Source organism: Afipia sp. GW822-FHT03D08, from assembly GCF_058801645.1.
The window spans coordinates 2,685,450-2,700,321 of sequence record NZ_JBXANK010000001.1; the positions used below are offsets into that span (position 1 = coordinate 2,685,450).

The window sequence follows — 14,872 nt, forward strand, 5'->3', positions numbered from 1 at the left end:
AGAGGCGAATCGCACCGCACAATCGCTGAACTAGCCATTATTTTGCAGCGCGATTCACGTTCACGGTCTGGACTCTTACCCGGCGACTCCTGTTGAGGATATTGTCGTTCGATTCGTGTGCGGGCGGTTGGGATAGATCATGTCAGGCGTGATCGAGGGGATGCGGCGGACCTTGCTGTCGTGCACTTCGATTGTGCGCGGAGGTGCAATTGGCCTTGGCGCGTGTCTTGGCGCGACGGCCCTGTTCGGGGCTGCGCCCGCATTTGCGCGCGACGGGTTCATCGACAACGCACTGTCGCTGTTTGCGAACCTCGACCGGCAGGAAATTGCGGCGCTCAGCGTGGCGGCAGCAGTCCTCGGATTCTCGGTGGTCTCTGCGATTCTCTTGATGCGCACCCGCCTTCGGGCCGCGCGGATCGAATCCCGTCTGCTGTCGGACAACCAGGCACTCCAGCTCGAAGCCGATCGTTTTCGCGCGCTGCTGTTCGCCGAGCCACAGGTTCTAATCTCCTGGGCTGCGGGCGGGGATCGTCCTGACATCAGCGGCGACGTGGCGCTGCTGATGCCGCACGGCACGGACCATTTCAATCCGCAGCGAATTCTTGCATTCGGAAGCTGGCTGCTCCCCGAGCAGGCGCTCGCGATGGATCACGCCGTCGACAAGTTGCGTGAGGCAGGTGAGGGCTTTCAGCTCAACCTCACGACCGCAACAGGGCGCACCATCGAAGCGATGGGACGGGCGATCGGCGGGCAGGCTATCGTCCGTATTCGTGAACTGTCCGGCGTGCGGATGGAACTCGCCGAGATCAACATCCGGCACAATCAATTGCTGGAAGAGACCGGCGCGCTTCGCGCATTCGCTGCGTCGGTTCCCCTGCCGGTATGGGCCCGCCGCAGCAACGGCACCCTCCATTTCGCCAACGCCGCCTATGCGCAGGCGACCGATGCGAGTTCGGTCACCGACGCCATCGAGCGCAATCTCGAACTGCTCGATCATGACGACCGCGCCAACATGGCCCGCACGCTGGCAGAGAGGAATGTCTTCGAGGCGCGCGTTCCGGTGGTGACCGGCGGCCAGCGCCGCATCCTCGATATTCACGCACTGAATGTGACCGGCGGCAGCGCCGGAATCGCAGTCGATGCGACAGAAGCCGCGAGCCTGCGCGCTTCCCTGGAGCGGATGGCGGAAGCGCACCGACGCATGCTCGATCAGCTCTCGTCCGGCGTGGCGGTGTTCGACGGCTCACGGCGATTGACGTTCTATAACGATTCCTATCGCCGGCTCTGGGACTTCGATCGCGCGTTTCTCGACGACAATCCCGATGATTCAAGCGTCATCGACCGGCTGCGCGTCGCGCGCAAGATTCCCGAGCAGCCGGACTTCCGCGCCTGGAAAAACAAGCTGTTCGAAGCCTACCGCGCCATCGAGCCGGCGAAAGACACCTGGTATCTGCCGGACGGACGCGCTCTCAGCGTCGTCACCACGCCGAATCCGGAGGGCGGCGTCACCTATCTGTTCGACGACGTCACCGAAAGCCTGAAGCTGGCGCGGCAGAACGACGGCCTGATCCGCGTCCAGCGTGAAACGCTGGACAACCTGTCGGAGGCCGTCGCGGTGTTCGGCAGCAACGGCCGCGCGCAACTGTTCAATCCGCCGTTCGCGCGGATGTGGAAGCTGTCCCCCGAAGCACTTGCACAGCAACCGCATATCGAAACCATCGAAAAACTGTGCCGGCCGCTGTTCGACGACAACGCGACCTGGCAGATCCTGCGCGCAGCCATCACCGGCATCGACGACCGCATTTCCGTCCCGCTCAAGCTTGAGCGAAAGGACGGCAGCGTGATCGACTGCACCACCATGCCGCTGCCCGACGGCGCGACCATGCTGACCTTCCAGGACGTTACCGATACGGTGAATGTTGAGCGCGCCCTGCGGGAGCGCAACGAAGCGCTGGAAGCCGCCGACCAGATGAAGGTCGATTTCGTCCATCACGTCTCTTACGAACTGCGTTCACCGCTCACGACCATCATCGGCTTCGCGCACTTCCTCAGCGATCCGTCGACCGGACCGATGACGCTGAAGCAGAGCGAATACCTCAGCTACATCACGACCTCGACCAACGCCCTGCTCGCCATCATCAACAACATTCTCGATCTCGCCACCATCGACGCCGGCGCGATGACGCTTAATCTCGGGCCGGTGGATGTGCAGAAGACTGTCTCGGATGCCACCGCAGGCATTCAGGACCGGCTCGCCCGTGAACAGATCCGTCTTGATGTCGAGATTGATCCTGCGATCGGCGACTTCGTTGCCGACGAACGCCGCATCGTCCAGGTGCTGTATAACCTGCTGGCCAACGCCGTCGGTTTCTCGCCGCAGAACAGCACCGTGACCCTGCGCGCCCGCCGTAGCGATTCAAGCGTGGTTTTCTCGGTCTCCGACTCCGGTCCCGGCATTCCGGAAGAAGTCCGGGACAAGGTGTTCGACTGGTTCGAAAGCCATGCCAATGGCTCGCGCCATCGCGGCGCGGGCCTCGGCCTGTCGCTGGTTCGCTCGTTCGTCGAACTGCATGGCGGCAAGGTCCATGTCGACTCGGTCGTCGGCAAAGGCACGACAGTGACCTGCGAATTTCCCGTCGATCAGACTTATCGCAATGCTGCTGAATGACCGATTTCTCGACATTCCATGTCGCGCTGGCGAATGAGGCCGCAACCGGCCATTTGATGGCGGACCTCGCGCTGCTGATGAGCGCAGGCGACGTCATCACATTGTCCGGGGACCTCGGCGCCGGAAAGACCGCGGCCGCCCGCGCGCTGATCCGTTATCTCGCACAGGACGACGAGCTTGAAGTCCCGAGTCCGACCTTCACGCTGGCGCAGACCTACGACCTCCCGTCGTTTCCGCTGCTGCATGCCGACCTCTATCGCGTCAACGATCCCGACGAACTGGAAGAGATTGGGCTATCGCCGCTGCCGGACGGCACTGTGGCCTTGATCGAATGGCCAGAGCGCGCACCAGACATGCTGCCGCCTGACCGGATCGACATCGCGTTCAGCCACCGGCCATCACTCGGCACCAGCGCGCGCGCTGCCGAGATCACGGGATTCGGCAAACAGGCTGCGAAGGTCGAACGTCTGGCGGCGCTGCGGCGTTTTCTGGAACTCTCAGGCAGTCTCGACGCCAGGCGGCAGCGTATGCCGGGCGATGCCTCAACGCGCTCCTATGCACGGCTGATCAAGAACGACCAGTCGGCCATTCTGATGAATTCGCCGCGCCGTCCCGATGGTCCGTCGCTGTATGACGGAAAATCCTACAGCGAAGCGGTCCATCTCGCCGAAGACGTGAAGCCGTTCGTCGCCATCGCCAATGGACTGCGCGAGCGTGGATATTCTGCGCCCGCCATCCACCATGCCGATCTGGATGAAGGCTTTCTGATCACCGAGGATTTCGGCCGCGTCACCTTCATTGAGGGCGAGCCGCCGAAACCGATCGCCGACCGCTACCAGACCGCCGTCGATATGCTGGCGGCGTTTCATCGGCAACCGTTGCCGGAGGTGCTGCCTCTCGCGCCGCACCTTGATTATGTCATCCCGCCATTCGATGACGATGCGATGATGATCGAAGTCGGCCTGATGCTGGAATGGTATCTGCCCGACAAGGGCGTGACGCTGTCGAGCAACGTGCAGGCCGATTTCCTGCTGATCTGGCGTGACCTGCTGGCGAAGCTCGCCGACGCGCCGCGAACATGGATGTTGCGCGATTTCCATTCGCCCAATCTGATCTGGCTTGAACACCGCAAGGACATCGGCCGCGTCGGTATCCTCGACTTTCAGGATACGGTGATGGGTCCGGCGGCCTACGATCTCGTGTCGCTGTTGCAGGACGCGCGGATCGACATCCCGGAGAAAATCGAGATCGCGATGCTGACCCGCTATGCCGGTGAGCGGCGGGCCGCGGACACGACCTTCGATCCAGCCGCCTTTGTGCAGCAATATGCCATCATGTCGGCGCAGCGGAACACACGGCTGCTGGGGACCTTCGCGCGGCTGAACCGCCGCGACGGCAAGCCGCAGTATCTGCGACATCAGCCGCGAATCTGGACGTATCTCAACCGGGCCCTCGCCCATCCCTCGCTTGAAACCTATCGGGAATGGTGCATGGCCCATGTCCCGCCCCCGGCGACCTAGGCAAAGCCGCCACTTGAGGCCATTGCCTTTACCGGTTGTTAGCCAGCCCTCTCGTAATTTGGGTTCCGACGACTGTGCGACGCTCAGCCCCGGCGATGCAACGCACGACATCGAAAGCAGCGAGCGGAGTAACAATTAATGGCAACGGAACGACGCGTGGGCGACCGCGTGGTTTTCGAGCGCGGTTTTGCAGCTCACCTGATGGGCATTGACGGAACGTGGCGGCGCAACTGTCTGGTCGAGGATATTTCCGAGACCGGTGCCAAGCTGACCGTCGAAGGCTCAGTCGAAGGCCTGAACCTCAAGGAATTCTTTTTGCTGCTGTCCTCGACCGGCCTGGCATACCGCCGCTGCGAACTGGCCTGGGTCAATGGTGAGCAGATTGGCGCGGGCTTCCTGAAGCCGGATGCCAAGAAAAAGCCGGCACGCCGCTCGGCCGGCTCGCAGATTGTGGAAGTCTGATTGCGCCCCGGGGGCCGGAACTGCCGCCACCCCGTGAGTCGCACCGATGTCACAAAGTGCGACTACAGCCTGAGCAGCCAGCGCGCGGCGCCGATTCGGATGCTATGCTCGGCATCCACCCGACCTCGCAACCGGTCCTGAAAGGGACCGCCGCGAACCAGTTGAGATAAACGCGCCGATGCCTGCCAAACCCGTCTCTGCCATGGTTCTCGCCGCCGGTCTCGGCGTTCGGATGCGGCCGCTGACGGACAACATGCCGAAACCGCTGGTATCGGTCGCCGGAAAACCGCTGCTCGATCATGTGCTCGACCGGCTTGCGGAAGTCAGCGTGACCACCGCCGTGGTCAACGTCCACTATCTCCCCGATCAGATCGTTCAGCATGTCAAAGGCCGCACGGCTCCGCGCGTCATCATCTCCGACGAGCGCGACGTGGTGCTCGGCACCGGCGGCGGCGTTGTGAAGGCGCTGCCCTTGCTGGGCGACGCGCCGTTCTACCATCTGAACTCGGACACGATGTGGATCGATGGCGTGCAGTCAAACCTGGCCCGTCTCGCCGAGGCGTTCGATCCGGCGCGGATGGACATCCTGCTGCTGATGGCGCCGACCTCGCACAGCATCGGCTACTCTGGCTGCGGCGATTACGCCATGCTGACCGACGGCGCGCTGCGCAAGCGCAAGGAGCACCAGGTGGTGCCGTTCGTCTATGCCGGCGCTGCGATCATGTCGCCCGCGATCTTCAGGAATGCGCCCGCCGGCGAATTCTCTCTGACCAGGATATTTGACGCCGCCAACGAACAGGAACGGCTGTTCGGACTGCGGCTTGACGGCCTGTGGATGCATGTCGGCACCCCCGATGCGGTACAGGCGGCCGAAGAAGCACTGCTCGCCAGCGTCGCCTGAAGCCGGGTCAAGACTCCCCTCGTTCCCCTTCCGCGTGCCATGATGCCGCCGATCGCGAATCGGGTAGTTCATGCGCGTTTTCAATGTTCCCTCCTCTGCGCCGTTTCTCCACACGGTTATCGCAGCGCTTGTCGACGGCCGGCTCGTCGAGGGATTTGACGCGCGCACGAATCCCGAGCGACTGGCCGACGTCACGCTGTATCTGCCGACCCGCCGCGCAGGCCGCATGGCGCGCGAAGTATTTCTCGATGTGCTGCAAACCGATGCCGTGGTGCTGCCGCGCATCGTCGCGCTCGGCAGCGTCGACGAGGATGAACTGGAGTTTTCCGACGATGGGCAACTTGGCGGCCCGGATGCATCCTTGCTTCCGCCGAAACTGGACGATCTCGAACGCAGACTGACCCTGGCGAAGCTGGTGGCAGCATGGGCCAAGGTTCAGCCGTCGTCACTCGTCGTCGGCAGTCCTGCTTCGACACTCGCGCTGGCCGGCGATCTGGCACGGCTGATGGACGACATGGTGACGCGCGGCGTCGGCTGGGATGCGCTCGACGGCATTGTGCCGGATGACCTCGATATCTACTGGCAGCACACGCTGAAGTTTCTCAAGATCGCAAAGGAAACCTGGCCGGATTATCTGAAAACCATCGACCGGATCGAGCCTGCCGCACGCCGCGACATGCTGATCGCAGCGGAAGCAAAACGCCTCAGGGCAAAGCAAAAGGGGCCGGTGATCGCCGCGGGCTCGACAGGCTCGATGCCGGCAACGGCTAAATTCCTGCACGCCATTGCACAGCTCCCGCAAGGTGCGGTGGTATTGCCCGGCCTCGACACCGATCTCGATGACGCTGCGTGGGACTCGATCGGCGGCACCGTCGCTGCCGGCGATCTCATCGCGACACCCGCAGCCTGGAGTCATCCCCAGGTCGCGCTGCACGGCCTGCTTGCCCGGTTCGGCATCAAGCGGCGCGACGTCGAGCCGCTCGCAGCATCTGCTCCCCATGGCCGCGAGGTGCTCGCATCCGAAGCGATGCGTCCTGCGACATCGAGCGAGCAATGGCACGCACGGCTCGGCGACAAAGCTATTGCGCAGCAAATCTCATCCGGCATGGAAGGCGTGACGCTGATCGAAGCCGCCAATCCCGAGATGGAAGCGCTGGCGATCGCGGTGGCAATGCGCGAGGCGCGCGAAGAAAATCTCACCGCAGCGTTTGTGACGCCGGACCGCGCGCTGGCGCGCCGTGTGATGGCGTCGCTCGACCGCTGGAAACTCGAATACGACGACTCCGGCGGCGATTCCCTGATGGACACGCCGGCCGGCATTTTCGCACGGCTTGCCGCGCAAACCGCCGCGGAGGAACTGGCGCCTCCGGCATTGCTGGCGCTGCTGAAACATCCGCTGTTCCGGCTCGGTCATGCGCAGGGTGCCTTTGCAAAGACGATCGGTGACCTGGAGCTGGCACTGCTGCGCGGGACGCGGCCTGCTCCGGGAAGCGCCGGACTGAAGCAGGATTTTGCAACCTTCCGTAACAACATCGCCGAACTGCATCATTCAGATCCAAGGCGAACACTGTCCTCAGCCGATCTCGATGCGGTCGGAAGACTGATTGAACAAGTGTCCACCGCGCTGTCGCCGCTCGAAGACATCCGGCGCGGCAAGCCGCACGATCTCATGGACTACGCCGTTCGCCACTACGACGTCATCAAACGCCTGTCTGTCGACGACACAGGCAACCCAGTTGCTTTCGACGGCCCCGACGGCAGCGCGCTGTCGAAAGCGTTTGACGATCTGTTTCAGGTGAGCGCGCCAACGAACAGCGAGCAGCCTTCGCCAAGCGGACTCGTGCTGGACCTCAGCGATTATCCCGACGTGTTCCAGACCGCTTTCGGAGACCGCATCGTGCGGCGGCCGCAACTGGCGGCATCGCGTCTTCGCATCTATGGTCCGCTCGAAGCCCGCCTTACCGAATGCGACCGTGTCATTCTCGGCGGACTTGTCGAAGGCGTGTGGCCGCCAGCACCGCACATCGATCCATGGCTGAGCCGCCCAATGCGGCATCAACTCGGTCTCGATCTGCCGGAGCGGCGCATCGGACTGTCGGCGCATGACTTCGCGCAATTGCTCGGGACCCGCGACGTCATCCTGTCTCGGGCCGCAAAGGTCGGCGGCGCGCCTGCGGTGGCGTCGCGCTTCCTGCACCGGCTCGAAGCTGTGGCCGGAGCGAATTCGTGGAAGGACGCCACGGACAAGGGCGCAACCTATGTCCGCTACGCCAATGAGCTGGACCGGCCCCAGCATGTCATGCCAGCGCCGCGGCCGGAGCCAAAGCCGGATGTCGCGCTGCGTCCGCTCAGGATGTCGGTCACCGAAATCGAGGACTGGCTGCGCGATCCCTACACCATCTACGCAAAGCGGATTCTCAGACTGACGCCTCTCGACCCGGTGGACATGCCGCTGACTGCGGCTGATCGCGGCTCCGCGATCCACGAAGCGCTTGGCGAATTCACGGGTCGGTTCGCAACCGAATTGCCGGACGACATTGCCGACGCCCTGCGGAAGATCGGCCACAAGCACTTCGCGCCCCTGATGGAGCGACCGGAAGCGCGCGCGCTGTGGTGGCCGCGATTTCTGCGCATTGCCGACTGGTTTTCCGGCTGGGAAGCGCGGCGGCGGCTGGATGTCTCCCGCGTCGATGCTGAAATCCGCGGCGAGATTCCCATTCAGCTTGGCAACGGACGCACGTTCGTTCTCTCGGCCCGCGCCGACCGCATCGAGCATCGCACCGATCACACCTACGCCATCCTCGACTACAAGACCGGCCAGCCGCCCAGCGCCAAGCAGGTGCGCCTCGGCCTGTCGCCTCAATTGACGCTGGAAGGCGCAATCCTGCGCAAGGGCGGATTTGAAACCATTCCTGCGGGCTCCTCGGTCAGCGAACTGGTCTATGTCCGGCTCAGCGGCAACAATCCGCCCGGCAAGGCGACTGTTCTGGAGCTGAAGGTCAACAAGAGCGATCCGCCGCAGCCGCCCGATGACGCAGCCGATCAAGCGCTGCAACAGCTCGAAGGTTTGATCCGCACCTTCGAGAACAAGGATACGCCCTATCGCTCGGTCGTGCTGCCGATGTGGGAAAACCGCTACGGCAACTACGACGACCTGGCGCGCATCAAGGAATGGTCGGCCATCGGCGATGGCCAAGAGGACATCGAATGAGTTCGCCGCGCCCCGACATTCCCGAGGCCGTGCGCGATGCGCAGGCGCGCGCCTCGAATCCAGAAGCGTCAGCCTTCGTCGCGGCCAATGCCGGATCGGGCAAGACCCATGTGCTGGTCAATCGCGTCATCCGTCTGCTGCTCAACGGCGTGCCGCCGGAGAAAATTCTCTGCATCACTTTCACCAAGGCGGCCGCTGCCAATATGGCGCAGCGCGTGTTCGAAACGCTGGGCCGCTGGGTGACGCTGCCGGACCGGCAGCTTGATGAAGCAATCCGCACCGTGGGCGCGCCTCTCAATGCCGGCACCCGCCTGCGCGCGCGAAAGCTGTTTGCCAGCGCGCTGGAGACCCCCGGCGGTCTGAAGGTTCAGACCATTCACGCGCTCTGCACCCGGCTGCTTCAGCAATTTCCGTTCGAGGCCAATGTGCCGGCGCGCTTTTCGGTGCTCGACGACCGCGACCAGAACGACATGATGGAGCGCGCCAATCTTGCGGTGCTGCTTGAAGCCGCCCGCGCGCCGGGCAGCGAGACTGGACGCGCCCTCAACATTGCGATGTCGGCAGCCGCCGATGTCACGTTCAAGGACGTGGTGCGCGAGGCCTGTCTCAGCCGCGACCACTTCATGGCGTGGTCCGACAGCACTGGCAGCCTTGACGCGGCAATGGCCCAGATCACGGCCGTGCTCGGGGTCAGCGCCAATGAGCGAATTGAGGACATCGAGCGCGAGATCGTCGATGGACCGAATCTGCCGCGCCGCGACTGGCCTGCGATAGCCGCGGCGTTCGATGGCGGCAGTCCTGCCGATATTTCCCAGGCCGAGCGCTTCCGGATCGCCGACGGCCTGACCGATCGCGCGCAGGTCGAAGCCTATCTCGATGTTTTTCTCACCGAGACAAAGGGTGTCATCGGCCCACGCAAGACGCTGATGACCAAAGCGCTCGCCAAGCTGCAATCAGTCTTCGCCGCACGGCTGGATACGGAGCAGACAAGAATCGTCGCTCTGGATGAAAAGCGCCGCGCGGTCATGCAGCGTGACCGCGCCTATGCGCTTCTTGTCATCGCCAGCGCAGTCGCTGCAAACTACCGGCGGGAAAAGCGCGAGCGCGGCCTGCTCGACTACAACGACCTGATCGACAAGACCTACGAGATGCTGACCAACGTCTCGTCCGGCTGGGTGCATTTCAAACTCGACCGCGGCATCGACCATGTGCTGATCGACGAGGCGCAGGACACCAGCCCCCGGCAGTGGGACATCATCGAGCGTCTCACATCCGAATTCACGTCCGGCGCAGGCGCGCGCGACGGCATCAAGCGCACGATCTTCGCGGTCGGCGACGAGAAGCAGTCGATCTTCTCGTTCCAGGGCGCAGCGCCGCGCGAATTCGACAGCCGCAAGCGCGATATCGAGAAGCGGTTCAAGGGCGCCGGGCTCGCCTTCGAGCCGGTCTCGTTCAAGCATTCGTTCCGGTCGGGCTGGACGATCCTCCAGTCCGTCGATTTCGTGTTTCGCGACCCGGCAATTTACAAGAGTATTCACGCAATCGAGAACGCACATCCCATTCACGACGCTCTCAGCGATGCCGCACCCGCGCTGGTCGACCTGTGGGACATCGAATATCCCGACACGCGCGACGACATCGAAGGCTGGAGCGCCGCATTCGACCACATCTCCGAGACAAGTCCCGAGGTGCGGCTGGCGCGACGCATTCAGGCCGAAATCAAATCGCTGATCGCAGCCCGGACCATGACCGGTCCGCACGGCAAGCGCCGGCTGCTGCGTTATGGCGACATGCTGGTGCTGGTGCGGCGGCGTGGCAGAGCCTTTGACGCCATCATTCAGGCGCTCAAGCATGCGGGCCTCCCGGTCGCCGGCGCCGACAGGCTGAAACTCACCGAGCATATCGCGGTCATCGACCTGATGAATCTGGCGGATGCCCTGCTGCTTCCGCGCGACGACCTCGCGCTGGCGACCGCACTGAAGAGCCCGTTGTTTGGTCTCGATGATGACGACCTTCAGATCATCGCACCTCATCGCAAAGGCACATTGCGCGATGCTCTGACCGAGCATGCCAGGACCAGCGAGAAGCTCTCGGCTGCAATGAGGCGGCTGGAAGATTGCGAGCAGCGCTTCGCTCATGAGACACCGTTCACCTTCTATGCGTGGCTGCTGGGCGGCGATCGCGGCCGCGCGCGCATTCTCGCGCGAATGGGGCCCGAAGCCGACGACGCGCTCGACGAATTCCTCGAACTCGCGCTGACCTATGAGCGCAAAGCGCCCGCCTCGTTGCAGGGCTTCATGGCATGGCTGCGCGCCGCCGACACCGAGGTCAAACGCGACATGGAAATCGCGCGCGACGAAATCCGCGTGATGACAGTTCACGGCGCGAAAGGATTGGAAGCCCCCGTGGTGTTCCTTGTCGATACCACCACCTCGCCCGCGGACACCCAGCGCATGAACCTCATTCGCATGCCGCAGGGCAACGCCGCACCGAACGCGCCTGCGGTCGTGCTCTGGGCCGGCAAGAAGGCGAATGATCTTCCCGCGGTCGCGGCCGCGCGCGCCGCCATGAAGGACGATACCGAGGATGAATACCGGCGGCTGCTGTATGTCGCCATGACACGAGCGGCGGATCGCCTGATCGTCGGCGGTGTGCTGCCGGGTAACATGCGGGCGGTGCGGCAACTGTCCTGGTACGACCTGATTCAGAAAGGCCTGACCCATCCTGACCTCGGCCTGCAATGCGAAACCATCGAAACGGGCTTCGGACCGGTGAAGCGCTATTCGCGGCCACAGGATGTGCAGCCGCCTGCGGACACCGCAGCGCCAATCCAGGAAATGCTTGCGCTGGAACACTTCCCTGGCTGGCTGAGAACCGATGCACCGAGGGAAACGCCTGCGGATATCCTGCTCCGTCCATCCGATGCCGCAGAGAACGATACCGAAGGACATGCAACCGTAACCGACGAAACGCGCCTTGCGCGCGAGCGAGCGCTTAAGCGCGGAACGCTGATCCACCGGCTGCTGCAATCGCTGCCGGACGTCGCCACTGAGCGACGCGAAGGTGCGGCGCGCGATTTTCTCCAGCGCAATGCGCAGCAATGGTTCACGGACGACGAGCGCACCGCGCTGGCGCGGCAGGTCACGGCGCTGATCGCAACGCCCGCATTCGCGCCGCTGTTTGCCGAGGGCAGCCGCGCCGAAGTCTCGATCGCGGGCCGCGTGGCGAGGCGCGGACGGCCGCCCGCACTGGTGTCGGGGCAGATCGACCGTCTGGTGGTGACGCCGGATGAAGTGCTGATCGTCGACTACAAGACCAACCACGCTCCGCCGCAGGACGCCGCCGAGGCACCGCAGGCCTATGTCCGGCAGCTCGCGCTTTATCGCGACGTTTTGCAGCGGCTCTACCCCGGCCGGCCGGTTCGCTGTGCATTGCTGTGGACAGAGACGGCCGCCTTGATGGAGATTCCGGCCTCCGCGCTGGACGCAGAGCTGCAATCGCTTGTTTCCTGAGCGTCACCTGCCATCCAACCTTCGTCGTGGTCAGGAGCTAACCCCTTGAATCGGGACCGATTCCCGGGGCCCCCGCTTCGCAGCCGATGGAACACGTCCCGGTGACCAGCCTTGACCGCGCAAGGGTGCATTCATAGGTTGATCCTACGTTTTCAGGGCGCGATTCTCAGATCTCGCGCCTTTCATCCAACGAGGCAGATCACATGAGTGTGGGTAAGGTTTCGGACACCGATTTCGATGCGGAAGTTCTCAAGGCGGACGGCCCCGTGGTCGTCGATTTCTGGGCGGAATGGTGCGGCCCGTGCCGCATGATCGCGCCCGCACTCGACGAGATCGCTGGCGCCATGGGCGACAAGGTCAAGATCGTGAAGCTCAATGTCGACGAGAGCCCGAAGACCGCTTCGAAGTACGGCGTGATGTCGATCCCGACCCTGATGATCTTCAAGGGCGGTGAGATGGCTTCGCGTCAGGTCGGCGCCGCGCCGAAGGCCAAGCTGCAGCAGTGGATCACCGCTGCGGTCTGATCGTTTCTCTTTGAGGTTTGACAAACGGCCTGTGCAAGCAGGCCGTTTTCCTATGCGTCATCCTATCTGATCCAGCCGGTCGCCAGCGCGTTCGCAAGGTCGGGATGGCCGTTCTGCCGCGCCAATGACGCCATCGCCTCGTGGTCATACGGCACATGGCGGAATGTCACATGCCATCGGCCTCCACGCTGTTCGAGGATCGCATAGCGCGCATCGGGCGACCCTGCCTCCATCATATGGCGAAACGGCACGATGTCGCGATAACCGGGGGATCCCACGCTGCCGGGATTGACGATCATACGTCCATCGCCAAGGCGCACTGCCCGCGCGACATGCGTATGCCCGCACAGGATCAGCGACTGCGGAATCCCTGCGGCAGCTCGCTCAATATCCGCGATGGCCGACATGCAGACCGTCCCGTCCGGCCGGACAGTTTCGAGCCAGTAGATTTCATCGTTCGACGGCGTCGCGTGGCAAAGGTAAACCGTATCCTCGACCACCTGCGTTGACGGAATATTCCGCAGCCATGCGAGATGACCCGCATCCAGTTGTGCGTGAACAGGCCGATCCCACGATCCCATCTCCTCCGGCGCTCTATCGATCAGATAGCGATCATGATTGCCGAGGACATGGACGGCATCGAGCGCCATCAGCATGTCCATTGTCCGCCGCCCATCGAGCGGCCCGCTCGCCATGTCGCCGAGATTGACAATCCTGTCGATCACTTGCGTACGGATGTCAGCAATCACAGCCTCAAGCGCGAGAAAATTGCCGTGAACATCCGCAATGGCTGCGAAGCGCATTCTGAGGGTTTCCAGCTATTGCGGCAACGTCCCGTTCTCCGCCAGCACGTGGCCAGCCAGATACAGAGAGCCGGTGATGAGGATGCGCGGCGGCACGTCATAGGCGAGTTTGGCGATGGCGCGCAGCGCCGCCTCGACGCTTGACGCCGTCTCGACCCGCATGCCGAGTTGCCGCGCGCTGTCGGCCAGCACATCCGGCGGCATGGCATTGTCCTGATCGGGAATCCTGACCGCGATGATATGACGGGTCTGCCCGGCGAAGTTGGCGAGAAAGCCTCCGGCGTCCTTGTTGCCCATCATGCCCGCGATCACCACCAGCGGACGCGACACCCGCTCCTCGAGATCGCCGAGCGCGGCAGCCGCCACGCGCCCGCCATCGGGATTGTGACCGCCGTCGAGCCACACCTCGGCGTCCTTCGGTCCGGCGTCGACCAGCCTTCCCGAGGTCAGCCGCTGCATCCGCGCCGGCCACTCGGCGCGAGCGATACCTTGCTCAAAGGCCGAAGGTTCAAGCTTCAGGGACTCGATGGCGCGCAGCGTTGCAATCGCGAGACCGGCATTATCGAACTGATGCCGCCCGAACAGCCGCGGGGCCGACAAGTCCAGCAGACCGCGCTCGTCGGAATACACCAGCCGTCCGTGCTCGACGTTGACATGCCAGTCCTGGGTCGCCGCATGCAACGGCGCACGGGCGCGCTTCGCGGCCTGCTCGATCACGGCGGTTGCTTCCGCCGTCTGCTCCGCGCAGACCACCGGAACGTTTTTCTTGATGATGCCCGCCTTCTCGGTGGCGATCTTGATCAGCGTATCGCCGAGAAACTCGATATGGTCCATGCCGATCGGAGTGATGACGCTGGCCAGCGGCGCATCGATCACATTGGTGGCGTCAAGTCGTCCGCCGAGACCGACCTCCAGCAGCACAACGTCAGCGGGATGTTCTGCGAACAGATGGAATGCCGCGGCGGTCTCGATCTCGAAAATGGTGATCGGCTCGCCGCCATTGACACGCTCGCAGTGATCCAGCGCGTCGCGGAACTGATCGTCGGTCACAAGGACCCCGCCGCCCACCCTGCCGAGGCGAAAGCGCTCGTTGAAACGCACCAGATGCGGAGAGGTGTAGACATGAACGCGCAGGCCCGCCGCTTCAAGGATGGCGCGCAGGAACGCCACCGTCGATCCCTTGCCGTTGGTGCCGGCGACATGAATGACAGCCGGAATACGCCGCTCGGGATGATCAAGGCGATCGAGGATGCGCCACATCCGGTCGAGCG

General features: G+C 63.5%; 9 protein-coding genes. 7 read left to right on the top strand and 2 right to left on the bottom strand.

What is annotated here, in order from left to right; genetic code table 11:
* Positions 1-139: 139 nt before the first annotated feature.
* From AC1RM7_RS13265 to trxA, 7 genes are all read left to right on the top strand, one after another.
* Positions 140-2,668: a PAS domain-containing sensor histidine kinase gene (locus AC1RM7_RS13265; RefSeq protein ID WP_024921178.1), complete on the top strand. Its 2,529-nt coding sequence runs from the start codon at positions 140-142 to the stop codon at positions 2,666-2,668.
* Positions 2,665-4,188 carry a tRNA (adenosine(37)-N6)-threonylcarbamoyltransferase complex ATPase subunit type 1 TsaE gene (tsaE, locus tag AC1RM7_RS13270; protein ID WP_024921177.1) on the top strand — a complete coding sequence of 508 codons (1,524 nt, stop codon included), beginning with the start codon at positions 2,665-2,667 and terminating at the stop codon, positions 4,186-4,188. Before AC1RM7_RS13265 ends, tsaE begins: the two co-directional genes overlap by 4 nt.
* A 138-nt stretch (positions 4,189-4,326) precedes the next feature.
* Positions 4,327-4,650, top strand: coding sequence for a hypothetical protein (locus AC1RM7_RS13275; RefSeq protein WP_006023506.1), 324 nt, complete (start codon positions 4,327-4,329; stop codon positions 4,648-4,650).
* Positions 4,651-4,828: 178 nt separating this feature from the next.
* Entirely contained in the window at positions 4,829-5,551 is a 723-nt protein-coding gene (locus tag AC1RM7_RS13280; RefSeq protein WP_006023505.1) for a nucleotidyltransferase family protein, read from the top strand.
* Positions 5,552-5,621: 70 nt separating this feature from the next.
* Complete coding sequence (gene addB / locus AC1RM7_RS13285; RefSeq protein WP_024921176.1) at positions 5,622-8,762, top strand: double-strand break repair protein AddB; 3,141 nt, start codon at positions 5,622-5,624, stop codon at positions 8,760-8,762.
* Complete coding sequence (gene addA / locus AC1RM7_RS13290; RefSeq protein ID WP_024921175.1) at positions 8,759-12,274, top strand: double-strand break repair helicase AddA; 3,516 nt, start codon at positions 8,759-8,761, stop codon at positions 12,272-12,274. Before addB ends, addA begins: the two co-directional genes overlap by 4 nt.
* Positions 12,275-12,477: 203 nt before the next feature.
* Positions 12,478-12,798 (top strand): thioredoxin, encoded by a 321-nt coding sequence (gene trxA, locus AC1RM7_RS13295; RefSeq protein ID WP_006023502.1) that lies wholly within the window; start codon positions 12,478-12,480, stop codon positions 12,796-12,798.
* Between the two features lie 62 nt (positions 12,799-12,860).
* Here the strand turns inward: trxA and AC1RM7_RS13300 are convergent, their stop codons facing one another.
* Entirely contained in the window at positions 12,861-13,601 is a 741-nt protein-coding gene (locus tag AC1RM7_RS13300) for a metallophosphoesterase family protein (RefSeq protein WP_024921174.1), read from the bottom strand.
* Positions 13,602-13,616: 15 nt separating this feature from the next.
* Positions 13,617-14,861, bottom strand: a complete 1,245-nt coding sequence (locus AC1RM7_RS13305; protein ID WP_244434474.1) for a bifunctional folylpolyglutamate synthase/dihydrofolate synthase — start codon at positions 14,859-14,861, stop codon at positions 13,617-13,619.
* Between the last annotated feature and the right edge of the window lie 11 nt (positions 14,862-14,872).